This is a genomic window from Corynebacterium sp. HMSC035E02 (assembly GCF_001836065.1).
GTDB lineage: Bacteria > Actinomycetota > Actinomycetes > Mycobacteriales > Mycobacteriaceae > Corynebacterium > Corynebacterium hiratae.
Genome location: NZ_KV827337.1, coordinates 34,179 through 56,360, shown reverse-complemented (window position 1 = coordinate 56,360; position 22,182 = coordinate 34,179). Strand labels below are relative to the sequence as shown.

26 protein-coding genes and 1 pseudogene are annotated in these 22,182 nt (G+C 60.0%); 9 read left to right on the top strand and 18 right to left on the bottom strand.

What is annotated here, in order from left to right:
* Positions 1-14: 14 nt before the first annotated feature.
* Positions 15-1,304: an ABC transporter substrate-binding protein gene (locus tag HMPREF2635_RS05485; protein ID WP_070515995.1), complete on the bottom strand. Its 1,290-nt coding sequence runs from the start codon at positions 1,302-1,304 to the stop codon at positions 15-17.
* A gap of 119 nt (positions 1,305-1,423) precedes the next feature.
* Positions 1,424-2,413, bottom strand: a complete 990-nt coding sequence (locus tag HMPREF2635_RS05480) for an ABC transporter ATP-binding protein (protein ID WP_070515993.1) — start codon at positions 2,411-2,413, stop codon at positions 1,424-1,426.
* Positions 2,414-2,484: 71 nt separating this feature from the next.
* Here HMPREF2635_RS05480 and HMPREF2635_RS05475 point away from each other — a divergent pair, with 71 nt between their 5' ends.
* A complete protein-coding gene (locus tag HMPREF2635_RS05475) occupies positions 2,485-3,360 on the top strand; it encodes a biotin--[acetyl-CoA-carboxylase] ligase (RefSeq protein ID WP_070515991.1) in 876 nt (291 codons plus the stop codon).
* Between the two features lie 42 nt (positions 3,361-3,402).
* Here HMPREF2635_RS05475 and rbsD read toward each other — a convergent pair whose 3' ends face one another.
* From rbsD to HMPREF2635_RS05445, 6 genes are read right to left on the bottom strand one after another with little or no spacing between them, the layout of a single operon-like run.
* Positions 3,403-3,777 carry a D-ribose pyranase gene (gene rbsD, locus HMPREF2635_RS05470; RefSeq protein ID WP_049156355.1) on the bottom strand — a complete coding sequence of 125 codons (375 nt, stop codon included), beginning with the start codon at positions 3,775-3,777 and terminating at the stop codon, positions 3,403-3,405.
* Positions 3,770-4,678, bottom strand: coding sequence for a ribokinase (locus tag HMPREF2635_RS05465; protein WP_049156354.1), 909 nt, complete (start codon positions 4,676-4,678; stop codon positions 3,770-3,772). The genes rbsD and HMPREF2635_RS05465 overlap by 8 nt, the downstream gene beginning before the upstream one ends.
* Positions 4,675-5,589, bottom strand: a complete 915-nt coding sequence (locus tag HMPREF2635_RS05460; protein WP_070515990.1) for a D-ribose ABC transporter substrate-binding protein — start codon at positions 5,587-5,589, stop codon at positions 4,675-4,677. Before HMPREF2635_RS05460 ends, HMPREF2635_RS05465 begins: the two co-directional genes overlap by 4 nt.
* Positions 5,590-5,599: 10 nt before the next feature.
* On the bottom strand, positions 5,600-6,541 hold the full coding sequence (locus HMPREF2635_RS05455) for an ABC transporter permease (protein ID WP_046647012.1): 942 nt from the start codon (positions 6,539-6,541) through the stop codon (positions 5,600-5,602).
* A 2-nt stretch (positions 6,542-6,543) separates the two neighbouring features.
* Positions 6,544-8,082: a sugar ABC transporter ATP-binding protein gene (locus HMPREF2635_RS05450; RefSeq protein WP_049156342.1), complete on the bottom strand. Its 1,539-nt coding sequence runs from the start codon at positions 8,080-8,082 to the stop codon at positions 6,544-6,546.
* Positions 8,079-9,068: a LacI family DNA-binding transcriptional regulator gene (locus HMPREF2635_RS05445; RefSeq protein WP_046647010.1), complete on the bottom strand. Its 990-nt coding sequence runs from the start codon at positions 9,066-9,068 to the stop codon at positions 8,079-8,081. The genes HMPREF2635_RS05450 and HMPREF2635_RS05445 overlap by 4 nt, the downstream gene beginning before the upstream one ends.
* Before the next feature lie 457 nt (positions 9,069-9,525).
* On the opposite strand from HMPREF2635_RS05445, the gene HMPREF2635_RS05440 reads away from it, so the two are divergent.
* Positions 9,526-9,969, top strand: a complete 444-nt coding sequence (locus HMPREF2635_RS05440; protein ID WP_070516038.1) for a hypothetical protein — start codon at positions 9,526-9,528, stop codon at positions 9,967-9,969.
* On the opposite strand, the gene budA is transcribed toward HMPREF2635_RS05440, so the two are convergent.
* Complete coding sequence (budA, locus tag HMPREF2635_RS05435; protein ID WP_070515988.1) at positions 9,966-10,685, bottom strand: acetolactate decarboxylase; 720 nt, start codon at positions 10,683-10,685, stop codon at positions 9,966-9,968. The two genes, HMPREF2635_RS05440 and budA, sit on opposite strands and share 4 nt — an antisense overlap.
* Here budA and HMPREF2635_RS05430 point away from each other — a divergent pair.
* From HMPREF2635_RS05430 to HMPREF2635_RS05420, 3 genes are all read left to right on the top strand, one after another.
* Positions 10,671-11,933 (top strand): 5-(carboxyamino)imidazole ribonucleotide synthase, encoded by a 1,263-nt coding sequence (locus HMPREF2635_RS05430; RefSeq protein ID WP_070515986.1) that lies wholly within the window; start codon positions 10,671-10,673, stop codon positions 11,931-11,933. The genes budA and HMPREF2635_RS05430 overlap by 15 nt on opposite strands.
* A 42-nt stretch (positions 11,934-11,975) precedes the next feature.
* A complete protein-coding gene (gene purE / locus HMPREF2635_RS05425; protein WP_046647007.1) occupies positions 11,976-12,476 on the top strand; it encodes a 5-(carboxyamino)imidazole ribonucleotide mutase in 501 nt (166 codons plus the stop codon).
* Positions 12,477-12,562: 86 nt separating this feature from the next.
* Complete coding sequence (locus HMPREF2635_RS05420; RefSeq protein WP_070516035.1) at positions 12,563-13,018, top strand: YdcF family protein; 456 nt, start codon at positions 12,563-12,565, stop codon at positions 13,016-13,018.
* Here HMPREF2635_RS05420 and HMPREF2635_RS05415 read toward each other — a convergent pair.
* Positions 13,015-13,476 carry a hypothetical protein gene (locus HMPREF2635_RS05415; RefSeq protein ID WP_049156335.1) on the bottom strand — a complete coding sequence of 154 codons (462 nt, stop codon included), beginning with the start codon at positions 13,474-13,476 and terminating at the stop codon, positions 13,015-13,017. The genes HMPREF2635_RS05420 and HMPREF2635_RS05415 overlap by 4 nt on opposite strands.
* A gap of 38 nt (positions 13,477-13,514) precedes the next feature.
* Positions 13,515-14,555, bottom strand: a complete 1,041-nt coding sequence (locus tag HMPREF2635_RS05410) for a ribonuclease HI (protein WP_070515984.1) — start codon at positions 14,553-14,555, stop codon at positions 13,515-13,517.
* 93 nt (positions 14,556-14,648) lie between these two features.
* On the opposite strand from HMPREF2635_RS05410, the gene HMPREF2635_RS05405 reads away from it, so the two are divergent.
* Both HMPREF2635_RS05405 and HMPREF2635_RS05400 read left to right on the top strand, forming a co-directional pair.
* Positions 14,649-15,143, top strand: a complete 495-nt coding sequence (locus HMPREF2635_RS05405; protein ID WP_046647003.1) for an RNA polymerase sigma factor — start codon at positions 14,649-14,651, stop codon at positions 15,141-15,143.
* A complete protein-coding gene (locus HMPREF2635_RS05400; RefSeq protein WP_070515981.1) occupies positions 15,136-16,185 on the top strand; it encodes a hypothetical protein in 1,050 nt (349 codons plus the stop codon). The genes HMPREF2635_RS05405 and HMPREF2635_RS05400 overlap by 8 nt, the downstream gene beginning before the upstream one ends.
* Here HMPREF2635_RS05400 and HMPREF2635_RS05395 read toward each other — a convergent pair.
* The gene (locus HMPREF2635_RS05395) at positions 16,182-16,739 is read right to left on the bottom strand and encodes a TetR/AcrR family transcriptional regulator (protein WP_070515980.1); all 558 of its coding nucleotides are present in this window, start codon (positions 16,737-16,739) and stop codon (positions 16,182-16,184) included. The genes HMPREF2635_RS05400 and HMPREF2635_RS05395 overlap by 4 nt on opposite strands.
* A gap of 121 nt (positions 16,740-16,860) precedes the next feature.
* Between HMPREF2635_RS05395 and HMPREF2635_RS05390 the strand changes: the two genes are divergently transcribed.
* On the top strand, positions 16,861-18,036 hold the full coding sequence (locus tag HMPREF2635_RS05390) for an acyl-CoA dehydrogenase family protein (RefSeq protein ID WP_070515979.1): 1,176 nt from the start codon (positions 16,861-16,863) through the stop codon (positions 18,034-18,036).
* Between the two features lie 133 nt (positions 18,037-18,169).
* Here the strand turns inward: HMPREF2635_RS05390 and HMPREF2635_RS05385 are convergent, their stop codons facing one another.
* The 6 genes from HMPREF2635_RS05385 to HMPREF2635_RS05360 all read right to left on the bottom strand — a co-directional run bounded on the left by HMPREF2635_RS05385 (position 18,170) and on the right by HMPREF2635_RS05360 (position 21,445).
* A complete protein-coding gene (locus tag HMPREF2635_RS05385) occupies positions 18,170-18,772 on the bottom strand; it encodes a DDE-type integrase/transposase/recombinase (RefSeq protein WP_070523112.1) in 603 nt (200 codons plus the stop codon).
* Positions 18,773-18,865: 93 nt separating this feature from the next.
* The gene (locus tag HMPREF2635_RS05380; RefSeq protein WP_070515977.1) at positions 18,866-19,576 is read right to left on the bottom strand and encodes an IS6 family transposase; all 711 of its coding nucleotides are present in this window, start codon (positions 19,574-19,576) and stop codon (positions 18,866-18,868) included.
* A gap of 227 nt (positions 19,577-19,803) precedes the next feature.
* The gene (locus HMPREF2635_RS05375) at positions 19,804-20,118 is read right to left on the bottom strand and encodes an NIPSNAP family protein (RefSeq protein WP_174232238.1); all 315 of its coding nucleotides are present in this window, start codon (positions 20,116-20,118) and stop codon (positions 19,804-19,806) included.
* Between the two features lie 99 nt (positions 20,119-20,217).
* The gene (locus HMPREF2635_RS05370) at positions 20,218-20,547 is read right to left on the bottom strand and encodes a DMT family transporter (protein WP_003849969.1); all 330 of its coding nucleotides are present in this window, start codon (positions 20,545-20,547) and stop codon (positions 20,218-20,220) included.
* Positions 20,544-20,903, bottom strand: a complete 360-nt coding sequence (locus tag HMPREF2635_RS05365; RefSeq protein ID WP_048733039.1) for a DMT family transporter — start codon at positions 20,901-20,903, stop codon at positions 20,544-20,546. The genes HMPREF2635_RS05370 and HMPREF2635_RS05365 overlap by 4 nt, the downstream gene beginning before the upstream one ends.
* Entirely contained in the window at positions 20,900-21,445 is a 546-nt protein-coding gene (locus HMPREF2635_RS05360) for a TetR/AcrR family transcriptional regulator (protein ID WP_034666346.1), read from the bottom strand. Before HMPREF2635_RS05360 ends, HMPREF2635_RS05365 begins: the two co-directional genes overlap by 4 nt.
* Positions 21,446-21,654: 209 nt before the next feature.
* Here HMPREF2635_RS05360 and HMPREF2635_RS05355 point away from each other — a divergent pair.
* Positions 21,655-22,182 (top strand): annotated as a pseudogene (locus tag HMPREF2635_RS05355) (IS3 family transposase); the annotation flags it as partial.

Genomic DNA, 22,182 nt, shown 5'->3' with positions numbered 1-22,182 from the left:
TGCACGCTGGGAAATTAACCCTGCGAAGCGGCTTCGATGGCTGCCTTCATATCCTTCGTGGCGTCATCGACGGACTTGCCCGCGGTCAGTGCCGCGTAGGCGTTATCCTGCACCGCCTTGGAGATGGCGGTGTAGAACGGGGAGACCGGACGCGGTGCGGCGTTCTCCAGGGATTCCTTCAGAGCCGGCAGGTACGGGAACTCCTCGACCAAGGAGTCATCGTCGTAGATGGAAGCCAGCACCGGCGGGAAGGAAGCCTCGGCGAAGGACTTCTGGTTCTCCTCGTTGATGATGAACTTCATGAAGTCCAGGGCCGTAGCCTTGTGCTCGGAGTTGATATTGATGCCGTTGTTGTAGCCACCGAGGGTAGACACACCGACGCCGTCCTTGCCCACCAGCGGCTGGACCTCAAACTTCACGCCAGCCTCTTCGGCGTTGGTGTACATGTACGGCCAGTTGATGGCAAAAGCGGTCTTGCCCTCAGTGAAAGCAAGGTTGGTCTCCTCCTCCGTTGTGGCGGTGGAGTCCTTGGAGATGGTGCCGTCCTCGTAGGCGTCGACAAGCGCCTGCAGGCCTTCCTTCGCCTCGTCCGAGTCAACGGCGACGTTGCCCTCGTCATCCAGGATGGAGCCGCCCCAGCCCTCGATGAAGCCGGCGGTGTTCACGGTGAGACCCTCGTACTGCTTGAGCTGGGTGGTCAGGCAGGAAGCATCACCCTTGATGGCCTCACAAGCAGAAGCGATGTCGTCGAACTTCTCCGGAGCCTTGTCCGCCAACTCGGTGTTGCGGAAGAGCAGCTGGCCGTTGGTGTTCTGCGGCAGCGCGTAGAGAGTGTCGTTGTAGGTGGCGGATTCCACGGTGGGCTCCAGCAGTCCGGAGGTATCCACCTCGAGGTCACCGGTCAACGGTGCCAGCCACTGGTTAGCGGCGAAGTCCGCGGTCCAGACCACGTCCAGCGCCATGACATCGTAGTCAGAGTTGCCCGCCTGCAGGGACTGCACGAGGGTCTCGCGCTGAGCGTCGGCCTCGCCGGCGAGCTCCTTGAGCTCGACCTTCTCATCTGGGTGCTCGGCGTTCCATGCCTCGATGATGGGCGTGATCTTGTCGGTATCGTTCTTGCCCATGGCAAAGGTGATGGGGCCGCGGCCGTCACCATCCGTCGAGGCGGCATCGGAGCCAGCGCTTGACGACGATCCCTCGTCGCTCGACGAGCAACCCGCCAAGGTCAGAGCAAGGGCAGCGGTGGTAACGACTACGCCGCGGCGGACAGAGCGCAGCGAGCTAGGGAGAAACGGCTTCTTCATGGAGTATTCACCTTTCGGAAAACTTCTGGTGACTTCAAAATAGGGGATCACCCCCACAGTGCACGTGGTTTTGACGTTTAATTCACTCAAAATGGGGGTAAAACTACCCCTGATTCTTCTTAAACCTCGATGCGCTGTCCGGTTTCAGGATCGAAGCGGTGCGCCTCCCGGGGGTTGAAGGTGAGGACGACGTTGTCCCCGCGCTGTGGAACGTTATCGCTCGCGCGGGCAACGAAGCGCTGCTCACCCACCATGACGTAGACGAAGGACTCGGAGCCTAGCTCTTCTACGAATTCCACGGTGCCTTGGAAGCCCACCGGTCCCTTGTTGATGAACATCTTCTCTGGGCGAACGCCAACGCGGCCACCGTTGTAGTCAAAGATGTTCATCGCGGGGGAGCCGATGAAGCCGGCGACGAATTCGTTAGCGGGGGAGTCGTACAGCTCGCGCGGCGGTGCAACCTGCTGCAGGACACCGTCCTTGAGCACGGCGACGCGGTCTCCCATGGTCATGGCCTCCACCTGGTCGTGGGTGACGTAGACGGTGGTGGTGCCGAGGCGCTGCTGGAGGCTGGCCAGCTCCGCACGGGTTTGCACGCGCAGCTTGGCATCCAGGTTAGATAGCGGCTCATCCATGAGGAATGCCTTGGGCTCGCGCACGATGGCGCGGCCCATGGCGACGCGCTGGCGCTGGCCACCGGATAGATCCTTCGGCTTACGCTCCAGGTACTCCGTTAACCCTAGAGTCTTCGCGGCTTCCTCTACCTTGGCTTTGATTTCAGCCTTGGGCATCTTGGCCAGCTTGAGGGCGAAGCCCATGTTCTGGGCCACGGTGAGGTGCGGGTAGAGGGCGTAGTTCTGGAAGACCATGGCGATATCGCGCTCGCCGGGCTCGAGCCCCGTGACGTCTTTGCCATCGATGAGGATGCGGCCGCTGGAGACCGGTTCAAGTCCTGCGAGGGCGCGCAGGGTAGTGGACTTACCGCAGCCGGACGGGCCGACGAGGACTAGAAACTCGCCATCCGCGATCTCGAGATTGAGGTCTTTGACCGTGGGGTTCTCGGCGCGGGGATAGGTGATGCCGACGTTCTCAAAAGTGACCTTTGCCATGCACATACACTAGCACTCGCTGCGGACACAGTGCGCGTGGTCGAGTACTAACGGCGGGTAGGGTTGGCAGTATGACAGCTCTAAATCTTGACCGCATCCGCGAAGCTCTCGACGGTGATTTTTCCGTCATCGATTACACCGAGTCCACTGGCTCGACCAACACCGATCTCATGGAGGCGGAGAAGGTTGCCGATGGCACCGTGCTGCTCGCCAACGAGCAGGTGTCCGGCAAAGGCCGCTTGGGCCGTCAGTGGGTGAGTCCGGCTGGATCCCAGCTCATTTTCTCCGTGCTCATCCTTCCGGATTCGCTCGACCACTTGGGCACCCTGCCTCTAGCCGCAGGTTTGGCCGTGACGGATACCGTCGAGGGAGCGGTACTCAAGTGGCCGAATGACGTGCAGATCGACGGCAAGAAGCTCTGCGGCATCCTCGCGGAGGCCGGTCCGGTGGGTGAGGCCTTCAAGTCTGCTCCGAAGACGGAGGTCTCCAAGACAGAAGTCAACAAGGCAGAGATCAACAAAGCTGAAATCAACAAAGCTGAAGTGAATAAGGCCGAAATCGCCCCGAAGACAGAGGCCGCTAATCCGCCCTCAGCCCGCGTGGTCGTGGGCATGGGCATCAACGTGACGTTGACGAGGGAGGAACTGCCCATCGAGGCCGCAACCTCTCTCGCGCTCGAGGGGCTTGATACCGACCGCACCGAGCTGGCCATCACCGTGCTGAAGAACCTGCGCCACCGCATCACCCAATGGGAGAAGCAGGATCCGCAGCTCATGGCTGATTACCGCAAGGTTTGTTCTTCGATTGGTCAGGAAGTCCGCCTCGAAGCCCCGACGGGCGATGTGACCGGCACTGTTGAGGGCGTGGCGGACGACGGCCGTATCAACGTCGGCGGTGAGTACTACTCCGCGGGTGATGTCATCCACCTGCGCCCAGCTGGTCAGTAGCGAGTTGGGAGTGCGTGCTTTTTGGAAGGATCGAAAGGTGTTTTAAAAGGGCACGCCGGAGCGAAAGATCACATTGGAAAACGGCGTTGTTGACCCAGTGCGCACCACGAAAGAGGCGTCGGCGACTTGACGTTTGAGCTCCTCGTGCGCGACTTCCGTAAGTGGGATGCTGGGAAGCAGCGTCCGAACCTCTGGCGGAGTGGAATCCGCAATCGTGGCTGCCTCTACTACTACTTCGGCGAGTAACGCGGAAAGCGTATCGCCGAAGGAAGGGATGCCAAAGGTTAACGTCAAATCAATAACTGTCACATCCTGCGGTATGGGAAGCCCGCAATCCGCGATGACGAAAGTATCGGTGTGCCCAAGGCGAGCAACGGCGCTGGCGAGTGCAGGGTTGAGGATTCCAGATTTACGCATTGTCCACCTCCGGTAAGCGTGAAGAAGTAGTTGGGTAAGAAGGCTGTGCTCCATTGCCGGTTGTAGCGAAAGCTCCGACGCGGGCAGCGAATGAGGCCGCATCGATGAGTGAGTCGCCCTGCAAGAGTCGGGAGCACAACGCGCCGGCGAAGGCGTCGCCAGCACCGGTGGTATCTATGGTGGTCACGCGTGGGGTAGGTATATCCGTGCCGCCTTCTGGGGTGGCTACGTACGCTCCACGCGCGCCAAGGGTTAAGACTACGGAGCGGAAGCCAGCCTCAATAAGTCGGTGAGCAAGCTCGTGAGGGGTGCCATCGGAGGGAAGACCGAGCTGCTCTAAAATGAGACCAGCCTCGTGCTCATTGGCAAGAAGCGGATTGGCTTGCAGCAGGCTTTCACGGTCGACTTGGACAACAGGGGCGAGGTTAACCACGACGCGTCCATTGCTGTGTTCTACTGCGGCTTGAAAACCGGAAGCAGGGATTTCACCTTGTAGGAGAACAATGTCGGCATCGGCGATGGTGGAGGCGCGAGCGGCGACAAAATCTGAGTCGACTTGAGCGTTAGCGCCGGGGGAAATGACGATGGTGTTCTCGCCGTCGGCGGAAACAGTGATGACAGCGAGGCCAGTATTGGTGTCTACCTGCTCTACTGCACTGAGATCGATACCCGAGGTCCGCATGTAATGCATAGCGGGTTCCGCATAGGGATCAGACCCTACGGCGCCAACGAAAGCGACATGCGCACCAAGTTGGGCCGCGGCCACTGCCTGGTTTGCGCCCTTGCCCCCGGCTAGGATTTCACCGCCAGAACCCAGCAGGGTCTCACCGGGCTGAGGGTGGCGCTCGGCGTGGACGATGAGATCGGCATTGATAGAACCGACGACAGTTAACTTGCTCATTGGAATTCCTCTACGTTGTCGCGGGTAACGGTGATGACTTCTACGGGGACAGATTTCTGTGCCTTTTCACCATGCAGGAGTTGTGCGGCTTGCTCGATGGCGCGGGCACCGAGCTCGGCTGGTTGCTGAGCGATAGTAGCTTCCAGCTTGCCGTCCTTGACAGCCTTAAGTCCGTCGAAAGTACCGTCAAAGGCCACGATCTTGACCTCGGAACCAGCGCGCGATCCCAGGGCTTCGATGGCGCCAAGGGCCATTTCATCGTTCTCCGCAAAGATGGCCTTGATGTTCGGGTTGGCTTGCAAAAGGTTGGTGGCTACATTGAGCCCCTCTGTACGATCAAAATTTGCCGACTGTTTAGCAACCACCTTGATGCCCGGGTACTTGGCAATCTGTGACTCGAAGCCCTTGCCACGTTCGCGCGAGGCCGACGTACCTGCGGTGCCCTGCAGGATGAGGATGTCACCTTCCTCGCCGATGGATTTGGCCAGTTGATCTGCTGCTTGGGCACCGCCGGCGACATTGTCGGAGGCAACCATGGAATCCAAATCTACGCCGTTAACGTCGCGGTCTACACCGACCACAGGGACACCATTGTTCTTGATTCCGCGTACTGCTGGAGCTACAGCATCGGAGTCTGTGGGGTTAACAACCACCACTTTCGCGCCCATCGACGTAGCGTTGCCGAGTTGATTGACTTGCTGAGCAGGATCATCCGAGGCGTCTTGGATATCGAGGGGGACTCCGAGTTCTTTGGCCTTGTCCTGTGCGCCATGGCGTAGCTCAACGAAGAAGGGGTTTGTCTGGGTTGATAGCGCAAGAGTTATGCGCTGACGGTCTTCCTCCGAGCGGTTGCATGAGACCAAACCCAAAGCAAGAACGGCAACGAGAACTGCAGAAATGATCTTTTTCATGAGGCGCTCCTTAGTTGGCCGTCTTATTGCGGAAGACGTCGAAGCCCACGGCCAACGCGATGACTAAACCGATGACGATTTGCTGCCAGAAGGAGGAAACATTGAGGAGGTTGAGGCCGTTTCGGATGACAGCCAGCAAAATAGCGCCAACCAGAGTCCCCGTTGCTTTGCCTTGTCCACCAGACAGCGAGGCACCACCGATGACGACTGCGGCGATGGCATCCAGCTCATAACCGGTGCCTGCTTGCGGTTGCGCAGATTCGAGTCGGCCCGCCATAACCATGCCTGCCCACGCTGCGAAGAACCCAGAAAGCGCGAAAACTGCGATCTGGATGCGCTTGACTGGGAGACCGGAGAGGCGAGCTGCTTCGAGATTTCCTCCGATCGCGTACATGGAACGACCGAGCACAGTGCGCTCGAGGATGAACCAACAGAGGAGCCCAGCGATCACCATCATGATGATGGGCACGGGGAGGCCGGCGACGTCGCTGCCAAAGAAGTTGACCGAAGGCGCGGTCTCAATGGGAGAGCCTTGCGAGATGACGAGGGTTAGGCCACGCGCAATAGACATCATTGCCAGTGTTGCAATGAAGGAGGGAATCTTTCCCCACGCAGTGGCCATTCCACAGATAGCGCCCGCCAAGGCACCCACACCGAGACCAATGAGGAGAGTCAGCCAGCCCGGAAGCCCAGCAGTGGAGAACATATAGGCCGACACCATAGCGCCAAGAGCGGCTACAGAACCGACAGAAAGGTCGATTCCCGCGGTAACAATAACGAAGGTCATGCCGAAAGCTAGGATGGCCACGGTAGCTGCCTGGATGCCTACGTTAAGTAGATTCGTTACGGTTAAAAAATACGGGGTGGCGATGAAAAGCGCTATGCACAGCGCGATGAGGCCGACGAGAGCGCCATTGTTCAGAGCCCAGTTGGTTACACGATTCTTGGTCATAATTAATCCTTGGGGTCGTGGCTAGCGGAGTTAGTAGCGGCAGCGGAGGTTGCTGAAGTTACGTTGGCTACGGCGAGGGTCATGACCTCGTCTTGAGTGGAGTCTTTTGGCAGTTGCCCGGCAAGTTGGCCCCCTGACATGACGAGGATCCGGTCAGACATTCCAAGTACCTCTGGTAGATCAGAGGAAGCCATGAGGACCGCGCCACCGGCTGCCGTAACCTCGTTAATGATGTTGTAGATTTCGACCTTGGCGCCTACGTCGACGCCGCGGGTTGGCTCATCGAGTAAGAGAACTTTTGAGTTGGCGAGGACCCACCGGCCGAAGACTGCCTTTTGCTGGTTTCCGCCGGAGAGATTGCGGATAGCCTGGTCAAGCCCGGACATGCGTATACGAAGTTTTTCTGCCACTTCTCCCGCACGCCGATGTTGGCCAGAACGGTCCGCAATCCCAGCTCTAGCGGTGGGGTAGAGCGTCGCGAAACCGAGATTGTCTGCTACCGAAGCATCCAGGACTAGCGCCTGTGCTTTCCGGTCCTCGGGGATATGTCCCACCCCGGCGCGAATTGCGGCGCCGATGTCGCCGCCTCGAAGTTCTTGGCCATTCACACGAATGGATCCTGAATCGTAGGTGTCTGCGCCAGCAATGGCACGAATGATCTCCGTGCGGCCAGCGCCGACAAGTCCGGCGAGACCGACAACTTCGCCGGAGTGGACCTCGAAGGAGATGTCCTGAAACGAACCTTGTGTAGTCAGGCCTGCAACTTCAAGCAAGACATCGCCGCGCTCGGGCGGAGTGTCGCGCGGGTACTGGTTTTCGATACTGCGACCGACCATCAGCCGGACCAGTTCATCCTCATCTGTATCGGAAGGGACCTCGGCGATGAAGGCACCATCGCGCAGTACGCAAATGGTCTCCGCGATCCGTGCCAGTTCATCCAGGTGGTGGCTGATAAACACCATCGCCACGCCTTTTGCTTTGAGTCCTTCGAGAACTGTAAAGAGCGCATCGACTTCTTTGCCGGTCAACGCGGCTGTGGGTTCATCCAAGATAAGGATGCGCGCATTCATGGAAAGGGCTTTGGCGATCTCAACCAGCTGCTGCTTGGCGACGCCCAACTCACCCACCGGAGTATCCAAGTCAACATCAAGTCCGATGAGGTGTAGGGCTGCTTGTGCTTGAGCCTTGAGATGCTTGCGGTTGACAAGTCCGTAGCGTTGCGGAGTGCGACCGAGCACAATGTTTTCAGCTACCGACATAGTCGGCACCAAGTTGAGTTCTTGGTGAATAGTGGCGATACCGAGGGCCTCGGAGGCCTTAGTATCGGGGATTCTAACTTCTTTGCCATCTACTAGTATGCGGCCAGAGTCCGGTTCGTGTACGCCCGCAATCATTTTGATGAGCGTGGACTTACCGGCGCCGTTTTCGCCCAAAAGGGCTTGAACTTGGCCTCGCCGAACGTTGAGGTCGACCCCTTTAATGACATCAACGGGGCCGAAGGACTTGGTTACGCCTTCAAGTTTTAGGACGGTTTCACTCATGTGAGTTCTCCAGGGAATCGGTAGGCGGTGGACATTCGTGGGATATAGCGGGTATCGATGACCGTCGATTCGGGCTGCCGCTTGTTATCAATTGCGTCAACCAAGCGAGCGGTAGCTTCTTCTCCCATGCGCGTAACGTTCTGGTCTATGACAGAGATTGGCGCTGGTTGGAAACGTAAAAAGATGAAGTCATCGAAGCCAACTAGTGCGATTTCTTCACCAATTCTTTTGCCAGCGTTATGGCAAGCTTCTAGCGCGCCTGCGGTCATCATGGAATCGCCTGCGACTATGGCTGTGACGCCTTCTTGAAGAAGCGCGATGGCGCCCTTGTATCCAGATCGGTGGCGGAAGCTGCCGTGATGGATGTGGATATCCATTCCGGTTGTTGCGTCCTTGAATGCGTTGAGGCGCTCGCGTCCGGTGGACGTTTCTTGGGGGCCAGAGAGATACCCAATTGACGTGTGTCCCTTGCTCTTGAGCTGGGCCACGGCCGCATGTATCCCGGTAATTGGGTTTGAGACCACGGCTGGGAGGTTTTTAAGAGAACGATCGATGAGTATCAGTGGGCGAGATTCCGCCGCGCGCTGCAGTGCATCTTCTGCACCTTCGAGCGGGACACTGATGATTCCGTCTACCTGGCGTTGGGAGAGGGTGTCGAGGGCCTTGGTTAGGCGCTCTGGGTCTTCTCCGCAACTGGTAATTATGGTCGAGAGTTTGCGCTTATTCGCTTCTTCTTCCACTGCAGCGGCCATGGCAGCAAAATAGGCATTGTCCAAGTTGGGGATGATGAGCCCTATGGCGTCGGACCGAGAGTTTCTCAAGGCTCGTGCCTGAGCGTTGGGCAAATAATTGAGCTGTTGCGCAATGCTCATTACCTTTGCCCGTGTTTTCTCGGAGATAGCAGGATTTCCGGCAAGGGAACGCGAGGCGGTGGAAACTGAAACCCCGGCCGCAGCGGCAATATCTTTTAATGTGGCTCCAGTCATGAAATCCTCCTTCCTGTGGCCTCTAGTGCAATCGATTGCATAGGTGTTTCTCAACCTACTGCCGGCCTTTCCCGCTGTCAAGGGTTTTGTGTCGTGCGCTAGTCGTCGTGCGCTAGTCGTGAGGTCTAGAAATTTCCGTGCACTGGCCCCATCTGCGAGGAGAGGTAACCCCGGTGGAACGCGCTAGGTTGTCACAATCCCGCATGGCGCTTTTCGCAAGGCGTCTGTCAGAAGGCATTAGTCAAAAGGCGTCTTTACTCCCAAAGACGCCTTTTGCAGGCCGACAGATGGTGTTTTCAGGGGCAAGGACGCCTTTCGACTGATGCCTTTTAGGAAATGCCATGTGCGATGCCGCGCCGGGCCGCCGGATTGCCGAGGCTAGGAGGCGGTCACCCCTCACGCTCGGGTAGCGGGGGAGGACCGTGGAACGAGTGGGAAGGTAGGTACCATGTGCCCCATGAACCTCATGCAGATGGGCCGCGGCGAGGTTGTGCGCGCGGACATGACCGCCCCGTTTCGGACACTGCTCTTTCCCTTTTTAGAGCTCGTCGTCGTCACGGGTGTGTGCTGGATTGCCATCGGCTGGTGTGACTATAACGGCATTGACTTGGCGATTCGCAATGGCTTAGTAGCTTTATGGGCCCTGCTTGCCGTCTGGCGCTTCATCGTGCCCCTTGCCAAGGCCCGCCGCAAGCGCTTCATCGTGACCAACCTGCGCGTCATCGCCCGCGAGGGCAAGCGCGTTGATTCGATCCCGCTCACCGATATCCGCGGCGCGCGTCGCCGCCGCGGCGGGATTTCGCTGGCACTCCATGGCTATGAGAAGCCGATGTATTTTCCGTCCATCCCCAAAGCCAAGTACGTCGAGGGCATCCTTAACGAACAGCCGGTGTGGGGTTAGTCCTTAATCTCTGTCGTGTGCAGCTGCTGGTCTAGGTCATCAGGTGCCAGGTTGGCGGAGCGGAACTCGTGGGTCAGTGGCAGGCGCAGGTCGAGGTCCGTTCCGGGGCAGAGCTCAATGGTGGCCTCATCTACCGTGTAGTCCAGCACGTGCCCGCCGGAGGTGCGCTCGGCGTCGATAAAGTGTACGTGGCATCCGGGAACGGAGATTCCCTTCTCAAAGACCGGCGTGCGGAAACCGCCGATGACGCCCTCGACGTCGTCAAAGCGCAGCTCCTTATCGCCGCCCACCGCCTGAGCCATCGGTGGATAAGGCTTGCTCTGCTTGACCACCGTGCGGGTAACTACGTTGCTGAAGCGTCCGGTGATACGCACCGCGTACATGTAGTTGGCGGAAGGCTCGACCTCATCGATGAAGGCCGAAAGCTCCTCGCGCTTTAATCCTGTGGGCGCGGCCACCTTAATACGGGGGACAAAGTTCGTGACCACCGCGAAGGGGGTTCCCTGGTCCAAGTCCGCCACCGTGGCGGTGCCATCGCCGCGCAGCTGGTAGCACACGCCGTCGAGGATAATCATCTCCCCGTCCAGCGCATCGAAGGTGCCGATGCCGAAATTGCCCTTGCCCAAGAGCTCGCCGATGGTCATTTCGCCGTCGTAAATGCCATCCAACAGCGCGGTCATGAGGGAGTTCTGAAAGATGGTATGCCGGACGATCATGGCCCCAAGGCTAGTATTGAAAGAGTGAGTGAACAACACAAACCCCTCGTTACTGTTTATGGAGACGGCCAGCTTGCACGCATGATGCAGCCGGCCGCGGCTGAGCTCGATATCCACCTGCGCGTGCTGGCCTCCGCGCCAGACAAGTCCGCCGCACAGGTGATTCCGGACGTGGTGCTCGGTGACTACCACGATCTCGACGTGCTCACCGCCGCTGCGGAAGGCGCGGACGCGATTACTTTTGAGCACGAGCACGTCCCCACGGAGCACGTCCAGGCGCTCATCGCCGACGGTCTCAACGTCCAGCCCCAGCCTTCCGCCCTCCTCAACGCGCAGGACAAGCTGCTCATGCGCCAGAAGCTGGCCGAGCTGGGCGCCCCGGTGCCACGCTTTGCTGCTATCGACTCGGTGGAGGATGCGCGGGATTTTGCCGCGCTTGTCGACGATCACGTGTGCCTCAAAGCCCGCCGCGGCGGCTACGACGGCCATGGCGTGTGGTTCCCCTCTGCGGAGGAGCTGGAGCCGCTGGTAGAAGAACTTCTCGCGGCAGGCACCCCGCTGATGGCTGAGGAAAAAGTGGCCCTTACCCGCGAGCTGTCCGTGCTCGTCGCCCGCCGCCCCTCCGGCGAAGTGAAGGCTTGGCCGGTCACCGAGTCCGTGCAACGAGATGGTATCTGTGCAGAAGCGTTCGCACCCGCCCCGAACCTGTCCCCGGAGTTGGCAGAGCGTGCCATGCAGGTAGGCATCAAGGTAGCTACCGAGCTCGGCGTGACTGGCGTGCTTGCAGTGGAGCTCTTCGCCTTTGCGACGAAGCAAGACGCCGGCTCCATCATTGCGTCCGCCTCCGGTGCGCCGGGAGTATGCGTGGCAGAAGACATCGCCGTCAACGAGCTGGCGATGCGCCCACACAACACCGGCCACTGGACCCAGGATGGTTGCGTGACCTCCCAGTTCGAGCAGCACTTGCGCGCCGTGCTGGACCTGCCGCTCGGCTCCACCGCAGCCCTAGCGCCGGTCACCGTCATGACCAATGTGCTGGGTGCCGAAGAAGATCCGCAGATGCCCATGCCGCAGCGCGTCCGTGAAGTCATGGAGCGCTACCCAGAGGCGAAGGTCCACCTCTATGGCAAGGACCACCAGCCGGGCCGCAAGATCGGCCACGTCAACGTCGTCGGTGAGGATGTGGAGGAAACCCGCCGCATCGCTCACGATGCTGCCCACTTCCTCGTCCACGCGCAGTGGGCTTAAGCCCGCAGCGAGCTTAAGCCTTAGTAAAGAAGGAGATTTTTCATGGAACCTCTCGTCGGCCTGATCATGGGATCCGATTCCGACTGGCCCACCGTCAAGCCCGCCGCCGAGGTGCTCGCCGAGTTCGGCGTGCCCTTCGAGGTGGGCGTCGTCAGCGCGCACCGCACCCCAGAAAAGATGCTGGCTTATGCCAAGTCTGCCCACGAGCGCGGGCTTAAAGCCATCATCGCTTGTGCCGGTGGTGCGGCCCACCTGCCGGGCATGGTTGCCGCGGCCACGCCGCTGCCGGTCATCGGCATCCCGCGCGCGCTGAAGGATCTCGATGGTCTCGATTCGCTGCTTTCCATCGTGCAGATGCCGGGTGGCGTTCCGGTGGCCACCGTATCCATCGGTGGTGCCAAGAACGCCGGCTTGCTCGCCGTGCGCATCCTCTCCGCGGGCGACCCAGCCCTCGTGGAGAAGATGGCGGCCTACCAGGAGAACATGGCCGCCGAGGTAGAGAAGAAGGACGAGAACCTGCGTTCCCAGCTCCTCGGCGAATAAAGCGGGAAGTCGACCGGGGAGATTGATCTTAAGAGCCGACTACGCACATACTCATGCTGACCAGTATGCACGCTAAGCTAGCGGGCATGCAGTTTCCGCTTCTGGTGTTGGGCGCGCGCGTGGAGGGCGGCGAGCCCGGCTCGCTGCTGCGCAGCCGCTTGGACCGCGCGGTGGTGATGGCTCGCATGCTGCCGGAGGAGCCGATCATCGTATCCGGTTACGGGGAAGCGGAGCCGATGGCGCGCTACCTCATCGAGCGGGGCGTTAATCCGGAGCGGATTCGCCTCGAACCACTCGCTACGAGCACCAACGAGAATCTTGAGCGCGCACATGCGCTGTGCCCGGACTATAGCTACTTCCGCGTTGTGACCAATGACTTCCACGTGCTGCGCACCCGCATGTGGGCCTGGCACCTAGGGATTCGGGTCCGCACGCATGGTGTTGGCACCCCGCGAAGAGACCGCCCGTGGAACTACCTGCGCGAGGTAGTGGCGACCCCGCATTCGCTGCTGCGCATCGTGTGGCGGCGGCTTGTGGCCTAGGCACCGAAGAACATGAGCACGATGGCGATGAGCCAAATGACAAACCAGTGGCGCTTCTGCGGCGTGGTCGGGTTGGCTTTCTGCTGCAGCGTCTTGATGAAGTACCACGCGCCGGGCAAAGCGAAGCCGAGGCCGAAGGCTACGTCGCCATCGGTAATCGCGGTGAAGCCGACCAAGAATGAGAACAGGCTGAGCAGGCCCTTGAAGACGGAAAAGCGGTGAACCTTGCCGCCCGTTGAGTGCTGCTCGAGGGAATAGTCCTGCAGCGGGGCCGGGGCGTATGCGTGCTCAGACTCGGCAAAAGGCTCAGCAAAAGGATCCGCGAAAGGCGTCACAGGCGGAGTCGCAGAAGGCGCCGCATACGCCTCACGCGCGGGCTCCGCGAAGGGGTTCGCTCCACGGCCGCTGAAAGGCTTGGCCGGCTCCTCAAAAGGATTGGAGTCAAAGGGATTGCTCATGCGATTTACCCTAGGCCACCAGTGCGCCGAACCCCGAATTAGAGCTTAGCCAGCGTCTTCGCGATGCCCTCTTTCAGCGTCGCCCGCGATTGCTTCATCGGATGCGCAATTGCGCGCAGGCCCATGTACGCAATCTGGTCCGCCGCCCGGTTCAGCGGGTCACCCGCATGCCCCATCACCCGACGGATGGTTACCTCGCAGATCCCCTCCACGTCGTGCCATGCCTGCTGGAAGCGCGAGCGCGAGCCCGAGGATAGCCCCCGCCACATGCCGCGGGAGCGCACCGCCTTTGAGCCCTTCGTCCGAATCTGCTCCACCGCCTCCAAGGCGGCGACGGAGTCCGACTCGATGATCGCCTTGGTTGCGCCAACCTTGAGCAGGTACTTCAGTGCGAGCGTCAAGGATTCGAGCTCAAGCTCATCGGTGCTCGCCGTCGTCTTGCGCGTGCGCAACCGGTAGTCGCCATTGCTGGCCACGAAGCACATGGAGCCCTTGAATACCGTGTCCGAGGAGGCATCCGTAGCGATGCGCACGGTAGCGCCCTCCGGCCAGGAGGAGGCCGTCGAGAAGTTCGGCCACCAGTGCGCTTTCGGCGTTTCTACCTTTACGACCTGCTTCTTGCGCGGCGCCTCGCCCTCCTTCTTCGCGCGGCGCGCGGTGATGCCGGCCTGCTTGCGCCGCACGGAGCTGGCGCTTTTCGACGCCCTATTCTCCTCCGCAAAACTCCCCGTCACGGTGTAACCGCGCTCCTCCAACGCAGCCCGCAGCGCCGCCTGCCGGCGGCCGGTGACGATCCACTTGCGCCCCCGAATATTCTTCGTGGCCTTCTCCAACTCGCGGACGGCCACCTCAACGATGTCGCCCTTTATGATCTGGCCCTTGCGCACAAAGCGCGTCTTCGTGGTGTTGACGGCAATGACCCAGCCGTCGATAGTCCCGTCCTCCGCAGAATCCCAGCGCTCGTCCCACAGTGCAATGGCCACGTGCACAGGTGCTGAGATCATGTGTTTAGTGATCTTGCGCGTGCCGTAGGTGCGCGACTGCGTGCCCGTCAGGGCGGAGAGCTCGAGAGGTTCCATCCCCTTTAGTAAACCATTTGATCAGTCCGCTGTAACGCTTGGGCGTCTGGTGCAACATACTCAGTGAGCCCAATAGGAATCTGGAGTTAATTAGTGTCTGTCCTTACCTTGCCTGGTTCGCGCAAGCGGGAGTTCTCCCGCCTGTTCCGCGAGCATTATCCGGCGGTGCTGGCCTACCTGCGCCGCCGCGTCCCACCGAGCCATGCCGAAGAGCTGGCGGCCGACGTTTTCGAGCGGGCGTGGGCCGGCTTCGACTCGTTGCGCGGCACGCCGCTGCCGTGGCTGTATGGCATCGCCCGCAACGTGATGCGCGAGTTCTACCGCACCCGCCGGGAGACGGAGAACCTCGATGATCACGAGCTGGAGTCCTACGCCGGCTATGACGCAGTCGATGCCAACCTCGACATCACGCGCGCGCTGATGCAGCTCTCGCACGCCGAGCGCGAAATTCTCACTCTCCATGCCTGGGAGGGGCTCGACCATCCCGATATCGCCGAGGTCCTCGGCATTTCCCGCAACAACGTGCGCGTTCGCCTGCACCGCGCACGCACCCACCTTTCCGAACTCACAGGAGAAACCGATGTCTAACTCTCTCGACAAACTCCGCGCCGCCAACCCCGTTCCCGACACTGCGCTTGACGACGCCTCCCTCACCCGCTCCGAAGACACCCTCGCAAAGATCACGAAGGGCCGCCCCACGTGGACCATTGCGGCGGCGTCCGTCGCGGTGCTCGCGCTCATCGGCGGTGCCTTCCCGCTGCTCAATTATTCGGAGCCGGTGGCCTCGGCGGCAGAGATTCTGACCCAGGCCGGCGAGGCAGCCGCAACCCAGCCCGATGCCGTGGATAAGGGCGTGACCGCGAAGGAATACATGAAGCGTGTCGATACCCTCGGCGATGCCACGGCAATCACCGAATATGCGGTGGATGCTGGCGGTGCCGTGGAGGTCTCCTCGCAAGGCGAGGTGCCGGGCTTCGACCCGCAGCCCTCCATCAACCCGGAGGAGCTCGTCGTTGCTACCGACCGCGCCGGGCTGGAGAAGCTGGCGGATTCCGCCCCGAATCGCGCGCTAGGCGCGCTGGAGCTGCTGCTCCAGCCGGGACTGAGTAGCGAGCAGCAGAAGATTGCCTATGACATGCTGGCGGAGGCGGATGGCAATGAGGTCGGCACCGTTGAGGGCGAAGGCGAGGACCAGCTGGTCACCGTGATTCGCGATTCCGACCGCGTCTCCTTCTCCGTCCTGCCCGCCACCGGCCAGTTGGTGCGCGTGGTTGGACTCGTAGGCCCAGACGTGGAAACCACCATCGATGCCACGGCCATTTTGGACTGTGTCTCCGTCACGGGCCTGGAGGGCCCGGACCGCATCTCGCTGGCCTGTGCGGATAATAACTACTTGGTCAACCAGCTTGAATGGCAGCACTGGGGTGCGGATGCCGCGGAGGCAGACGGCGTGGCTATCGAGAACAACTGTGATCCCAACTGCGCGGAGGGCGAGTTTAGCGAGGATCGGGTCAAGGTGGTCGTCGATAAGCGCGTGGCCTGCGGCTACCACGCCGAGGTCTACTCCCGCGTGCGCGTGCAGTACCCGGATGGGCGTGAGGAAGAGCAGCAGATTGGTTGTGCACCCTAGGTAAGTTGGCGCAGGGCGAACTGGCCGTACATGTCACCTAAAGCCTCGGCGGTGTAATCCCCGTCGGGGCTGAACCATTGGGCCACGCCGATGCCCATATCGATGAGCGCCCAGCAGGCGATTTTGAGGTTCTCCGCGTGAAAGTCTCCCTCGTTGACCACGGCCATCCACCGTGCGACATAGTCGCGGCGCAGTTGCAGGACGACGGATTTGTGAGGCTCTTCGAGGTTGGTGAGCTCGTTGTTGACCACGCGGACGCGCCGGGCGTGGGTGGCGTGGTAGATGACGTGGGCTTTCATGGTGGCGACGAGCTTGTCGCGGGGATCGCTCAGCCCGGCGAGGCAGGCGGCGTTGGCGCGCAGGAGGTCCTCCATGGCGGTGATGGTGACTTCGGCGAGAAGCTCTTGTTTGGAGGAGTAGTGGTTGTACAGGCTGGAGGCGCGCATGCCGACGGCTTTGGCGATGTCCTCCATGCCGGTGGCGTGATAGCCGCGTTGGTCAAAGAGGTCGAGTGCGGCGGCGGCGATTTGGTCGCGACGTTTCTGGTTGGCCACGGTGGGGCGTCCTCCTGTTCTAGCTAATGGTGGTTAGTGTACAGGGCAACTGCTTGACAGGTGTCGAGATACACGTCACAATTGTGGCTAATCGTCATTCGTATTACCTGGAGAAGCAACCATGTCCCACAATCTCTTTGAGCGCACCACTGACTTCCTCGGCGTCTTCGACGACCTCTCTGAGGCCGATGCTGCTGGCTGGAAACGTGCCGCTCAGTTCCGCGAGTACTCCGACCCGGTGATCAACAAGCACTGGCAGGCATCTGAGTATCCGCTGGACTTGGTGGAGCGTTTGGGTTCCTTGGATGTGATGACTGATGGCCTGGCTGTGGAAGGTCACGAGCAGATGTCCACGCTTGGTGCTGGCCTTACGCTCATGGAAATCACGCGCGCGGATGCCTCGATGGGTACCGTTATTGCGGTCCAGGCGGGGTTGGCTATGCGCTCCATTGCCATGTTGGGCTCGGAGGAACAGAAGGCTTCGTACTTGCCACAGATGGCTAGCTGCTCGCTGCTTGGCGCATTCGGCCTGACCGAGCCCGCACACGGATCGGACTCCATCGCTTTGGAAACTACCGCGGTTCGCGATGGTGACGAGTGGGTCCTCAACGGCGAAAAGAAGTGGATTGGCAATGGCGCCTCTGGCGGCATCACCATCATCTACGCCCGTATGGAAGACGGTAACGTTAGCGGCTTCATCGTCCCGCAGGAAACCCCCGGCTACTCCGCCACCGTCATCGAGGGCAAGCTCTCTCTGCGTGCGATTCACCAGGCACACATCACGTTGACCGATTGCCGCATTCCTGCCGCCAACCAGCTTCCGGGCTGCCGCAGCTTCAAGGACGTCTCCCGCGTGCTCACCGCGACGCGCATTGGCGTGTCCTGGATGGCACTCGGTTCGGCGGTGGCCTGCTACGAGATTGCTCGTTCTTATGTGCTGGAGCGTGTCCAGTTTGGCCGTGAGCTGGCCAAGGCTCAGATTATTCAGCAGCGCTTGGCCAACATGGTCTTGGATCTTAGTCAGATGATGCTGACGTGCCGTGAGGTTTCTCAGCGAGAAACCGCGGGCACCTTGGCCCCAGAGCAGGCCTCGGCGGCAAAGCTCCACAACACGCGTGCGGCTCGCCGCATTGCTGCCGATGCTCGCGACATGCTCGGCGGAGTTGGCATCCTGCTGGAAAACGACATCGCGCGCCACTTCGCCGACATCGAGGCCATGCACACCTACGAGGGCACCGATACCGTGCAATCCCTCATCATGGGCAAGAAGATTACGGGCTTCTCGGCGTATAAGTAACCCGCCAACCGGGGATGTGGAGAGGCTCGCTTGATGGTCCCTCTAGTTTGGTCCTCTTACTTTGGTCCCTTTGCCCTCGATCGGCGCCTGCCTTTGAGTTGTGAACATCCCCCTGTTTGACGTGGTTGTTACTTTACGCGCTCGATGTCTCGGGCGCTAGGGGTTTGCCGTTGTTGATTTCTACCGTTTTAGGTGGTGGCTTGTAGACGGATTTCCGGGGTCTGGGTCTGCGGTGCGGGTGCGTCGCGTAGTAGACGGTTTCCTTTGCTCGGCGATGTTCAAGGATGTCACGCCACGTGCCTGAATACACTTCACTAGGTGTGTATCCATTCAGCCCGCTGTGGCGGTCACGGTTATTGTATTCGTCGATAATCCTGCCGATGACTTTCTGCGCATGCTGGATATCATCATAGGTTTCTAACGCATAGCGGTGATGCTTGATTGTGCGATGTGATGACTCTTCAAATGGATTGTCATTCGAAACATTCGGCCGAATTAATGACAGCTGCACGCCGTGTTCATCCAGCATGTCCTTCATCATGTGTGAGGTCATGACTTTGCCGTTGTCGGTGTGTACGACTTCAACGCTGTGACCGTTGAGCTCCTGGTCAGCAATGACTTGTTCAATCAGGCGTGTAGCGATGGTCTTTTCCTGTCGGTGTTGGACAGTCCATCCCACAACCTTGCGCGAGTACAAATCCAACGCTGTGTAAAGATGAAAGCCTTTAGCTGGCATGTACTATATATGATAGGTGCTGTTGCAAAGTTGGGCGGAGAGCCGTGACGACCCAGTTTCTCATTTCCTGATGGCCGCTGCGTGCCGGCGTTCTCAGGCCGTCTCGAAGACCCGGTTGACGATCACCGCGTCCGGATTGGGGTGCCCATAAGCAAACATCGTGCCCTGACCTTTCCGTAATGAATGCATCGCTTCCATCCCTTTCAGCGTCCGGTAGGCGGAAATTCGGTTTTTGAACGCCCCCTTCGGTCCCAGGATTCTTTTAAGTCGGCCATGATCTCCCTCGAGAACGTTGTTCAGGTATTTCACCTGCCGGTGCTCCACCATCTGAGGGCAGATTCCCTCCGCCTTCAGCTCGGAGATCGCCTTGGCCAGAGCTGGTGCCTTGTCGGTGTTGATGACCCGCGGGGACCCGGCTGTCGTATTCGATCGCAGCGTCTTGGCCAGGAAACGCTTGGCCGCAGCCACATTCCGTTTTGGTGAGAGGTAGAAATCTAAGGTCTGCCCACCGGCGGTAATAGCCCGGTAGAGATAGCACCACGTGCCGCCGACCCGGATATAGGTCTCATCCACCCGCCAGGACCGGGCCTGCCAGTCGGGTACCTGCCGGTACCAGCGAGTGTGCTTATCCAGCTCAGGGGCGTATTTCTGCACCCAGCGGTAGATCGTGGTGTGATCGACTGGCACACCCCGCTCGGTCATCATTTCTTCGAGGTCGCGGTAGCTCACGCCGTAGCGGCAGTACCACCGCACCGCCCACAGGATGATGTCACGGGGGAAATGCCGACCGGAGAAGATGCCCATGGCTCTGATTATTTCACGTCGGTCTTTCTACTGCCCCAACTTTGCAACAGCACCGTAAAAATACCATGTCACGAAAGGCCCCAGTGATACATGTTTCAGGAGGTAGTAACAGGCTTTATAGATCAGCGGCAACACTTTAACAATTAATGTAGCGATAAGGTACACCCATCTGTACGCGCTGACCTGCGGCGTTGTGGGTTGTGCCGAGCGTGCTGCCGGAGTCCCTTTCAGTGTCCCTGGGGTAGGAGCGGCCGCATGAAGGTGCGCTCGTACCGCAGGACGCACTCGGACTCGTCTCGAATCCGGTCAGCGGCGATGAAGTCCGAGTGGGTGCCGAACAAGGTGCGGTACTGCTCGTAGGCAGCCAGGCTGGGGAAGCTGAACAGGGATTCCGCACGGTCACTCACACCTTCCGCGGGTAGGTAGTACCCGTGGTGGGTGCCGCCGTGTTCGTCGACATGCCGCATCCAAGCGCGGGCGAACTGTTCAAAGGCTGCGATCTGGTCGGGGTCGATGGTGTAGTGGACGACACAGGTGATCACATCCACAACGCTAGGCCCACAGGCGCTCATTGGGGAGCCTTTGTCTGTGCGCCTCGTGGTGCAGCACACCAATCTGCCTGGTTTACCTGCGGAAATGCGTCAGTTCGCCAAGTTGGCGCCGAGTTCAACGGTGAGAACTCCGACGGCGATGAGGAGGATGCCGAGGGCCATGGTTCGGGTGAGGGGTTCGTGGAAGATGACCCGGGCGAGGATCGCGGTGAGAGCTACGCCGGATGCTGCCCAGATGCCGTAGGCGACGCCAAGGGCCATGCCGTCGGCCAAGGCGAGACTTAAGGCGACGAACGCCACGAGATACCCCGCGATGACGCCGATGAACCATTTCTTCACCCGGCCACCGTCGGAGGCTCGTAGCGACATGGTCGCGACGACTTCGGACAAGATGGCGCCTGCGAGGAAGATCCATCTCATGAGTTGACTCCTGCTTCCTGGGCTGCGGTTTGCTGAGCTTTCTGGGAGCCGAGTTCGACGGTGAGGACACCGCTGATGATCGCAACCATTCCAAGACCCATCACAGCGGTCAGAGGTTCACCGAAAATCGCGGCGGATAGCACGGCGGCGAGCACGACCCCGCTGGCTCCCCAGATGCCATAGGCGACGCCGATCTGCATTCCTTCGCGCAGGCAGAAGGTGAGGAAGACGAAAGTGCCGATGTATCCGGCAGCAACCACGATGTACCAGGATGGGTGATTGAGCGCCGCCTTGAGAGACAGCGTCGCCGCCACTTCGGTAGTGATGGCGCCAGCGAGCAGGAACCACTGCTTCATGGGGTTGTTCCTTCGATCAGGGAGCGAATGCTGGAGACGACGGCTTCGAGATCCGCGCCGTGGAGGGTGGACACACCTGTGGCCTGGGCGCCCCAGAGTCCGTCGGCGGCGAGTCGGGCGGTGGTCAGCCTGGCTCGGGTGGCGGCGTCGAGATCGTCCGGGAGTTCGAGCCAGCGGCCCATCCGCGTAGTCCACGGTTCGGTGAGTTCGGGCCGATACGTCGCTTGGCCCCAGATGATGAACTCGGCGCGCTTGGCGGCCCCGTGGGCGGCGACGTGAACGTAGCTCAGGAGCCGCTCGGTGGCGTTGGCGTTCTCGAGGGGCTTGCCAAGGGTGGCAGTCATGTCGTTCTCGACGTTGGCCGCAGCGTGGTCGACGATCGCGGCGAGCAGTACGTCGCGGTTGCGGAAGTGATATAGCAATCCCGGTTTGGTGAGCCCGGCCTCGTGGGCCACTGCGTCAAGGGTAATGTCGCCACCCTCCGCTGCGTTCATGACGCGGAGGGCAGCTTCCAGGATCTCGGAGCGCTGACTGGTTCGCATATAGCTAACTTTACCATTTGGTAGGTGAAGCCTTCAACTGCGGGCGCTGGTAGGGGCACCTGGGGTACACCCTATTGTTACGCCGGTATGCGGCAGAATGTTTCCTGTAAAATAGGGCCGTTCCTAGCATTGTTTTACACGTGTCTAGCGGGGTCTAGGTCTTATGTCTACAGAAAAGTGGTGAGTGTGATGTTGCCGTCGGATTGACACGAATCAAGGCCATCTTCGATGATGAGCACGGGCTTTATGGTGCTAAACGCATCGCTGCAAGCCTCAACGACGATACGGACTTTCCTCCGATCAATCACAAGAAGGTCGCACGCATCATGAAATCCATGGGGCTGAAAGGCTTTAGTAAACGGCGTCGGTGCATCACCACCAGGCGCAAGCCTGGCCATCGAGTCATGCCAGATTTAATAGGCCGCAAATTCACCGCTGATAAGCCGAACCAGGTCTATGTAGGCGATATCACCTACCTGCCGTGTAAGGGCGGCAAGAACATGTACCTGGCCACGGTCATCGACGTCTACTCGCGCAAACTCGTCGGACATGCACTAGCCGATCACATGCGGGTATCGCTGGTTATCGAAGCTTTATCTCATGCCAGAAAAGTCCGCGGAAGCCTTAAAGGGGCAATTTTCCATTCCGACCACGGTAGTGTGTACACCTCACAGGCATTTAGGGACCACTGCGCCCAACTTGGTGTACGCCAATCCATGGGAGCAGTGGGTACAAGT